At 70.0% G+C, this 1,714-nt stretch carries 2 protein-coding genes; one reads left to right on the top strand and one right to left on the bottom strand.

Features of this window, described 5'->3' with window-relative positions; translation table 11 throughout:
• On the top strand, positions 1-401 hold a 401-nt coding region (locus tag RMO85_RS06675; protein ID WP_310527801.1), incomplete at its 5' end, for a hypothetical protein.
• Between the two features lie 77 nt (positions 402-478).
• Here RMO85_RS06675 and groL read toward each other — a convergent pair.
• Positions 479-1,714 (bottom strand): chaperonin GroEL (gene groL, locus RMO85_RS06680; RefSeq protein ID WP_310527805.1); only part of this gene is annotated, 1,236 nt, incomplete at its 5' end.

Consider the following 1,714-nt stretch of genomic DNA (forward strand, 5'->3'; position numbering starts at 1 on the left):
CTGCCGTGCCGGCGATCGACGCCGAGGGCGGTGTCGACGACGCCCTCGCCGCCGATGCAGGCAGCCCGTGGCTCGAGGGGTCGACGGTGGCGCTGCTCACGGCATCCGTCGGGCTGGCCCTGGTGCCGGCGACCGAGGCGATCGCCCCGGTCCCCTGGTTCCTCGGCACCCTGATGGTGCTGCTCTCGCGTCGGTGGGGCCCCGCCGCCAAGGGTGTCGCCGTGCTGGCCTTCGGCGTGCTCGGTGTGCCGCTCCTCCTGCTCGGGCGCGACGAGCTGCCGACCGGTGCGAGCGTCGTGGCGTCGGTGCTGCTGGTCGCGATGTGGGTCGGCGCTGCCGGGTGGCTGCTCGTGCGTGCCCGCCGCCCCCGTGAGGAAGGGCGCGGCCTGCGGATGCGCTGAGGGACGCCCCGGACACGCCACGAGGGCGGCCCCCCGGCTGGGGGACCGCCCTCGTGCGGTGAGACAGGTGGCTCGGGTCAGAAACCCATGCCGCCCATGTCGTCGCCGCCGGGCATGGCCGGCGGGTGCTTCTCCGGCTTGTCGGCGATGACGGCCTCGGTGGTGAGGAACAGCGCGGCGATCGACGCGGCATTCTGCAGCGCGGAACGCGTCACCTTCGCCGGGTCGATGATGCCGGCCGCGATCAGGTCGACGTACTCGCCGGTGGCGGCGTTGAGGCCCCAGCCGTCCTCGAGGTTGCTGACCTTCTCCGCGACGACGCCACCCTCGAGTCCCGCGTTGATCGCGATCTGCTTGAGCGGTGCCTCGATGGCGACCTTGACGATGTTCGCGCCGGTCGCCTCGTCACCCTCGAGGGTGAGCTTGGGGAACGCCTTGGCACCGGCCTGGATGAGGGCGACCCCACCACCGGCGACGATGCCCTCCTCGACGGCTGCCTTCGCGTTGCGGACGGCGTCCTCGATGCGGTGCTTGCGCTCCTTGAGCTCGACCTCGGTGGCCGCGCCCGCCTTGATGACGGCGACGCCGCCGGCGAGCTTGGCGAGGCGCTCCTGGAGCTTCTCGCGGTCGTAGTCGGAGTCCGACTTCTCGATCTCGGCACGGATCTGGTTGACGCGACCCTGGATCTGGTCCTGGTCGCCCGCCCCCTCGACGATCGTCGTCTCGTCCTTGCTCACGACGACCTTGCGGGCCCGGCCGAGCAGGTCGAGCTCGGCGGTGTCGAGCTTGAGCCCGACCTCCTCCGAGATGACCTGGCCACCGGTGAGGATCGCGATGTCGCCGAGCATGGCCTTGCGACGGTCACCGAAGCCGGGAGCCTTGACGGCGACCGACTTGAAGGTGCCCCGGATCTTGTTGACGACGAGCGTGGACAGCGCCTCGCCCTCGACGTCCTCGGAGATGATGAGGAGCGGCTTGCCGGACTGCATGACCTTCTCGAGGAGGGGCAGCAGGTCACGGACCGAGCTGATCTTCGAGCTGACGAGCAGGATGTAGGGGTCTTCGAGGGTGGCCTCGAGGCGCTCCATGTCGGTGGCGAAGTACGGCGAGATGTAGCCCTTGTCGAAGCGCATGCCCTCGACCAGGTCCATCGACATGCCGAACGTCTGGCTCTCCTCGACGGTGATGACGCCGTCCTTGCCGACCTTGTCGATGGCCTCGCTGATGAGGCCGCCGATCTCGGTGTCGGCTGCGGAGATGCTCGCCACCTGGGCGACCTTCTCCTTCGAGCCGTCGACCGACTGGCTGATGGC

The organism is Nocardioides sp. (genome assembly GCF_031422975.1).
Taxonomy (GTDB): Bacteria; Actinomycetota; Actinomycetes; order Propionibacteriales; family Nocardioidaceae; genus Nocardioides.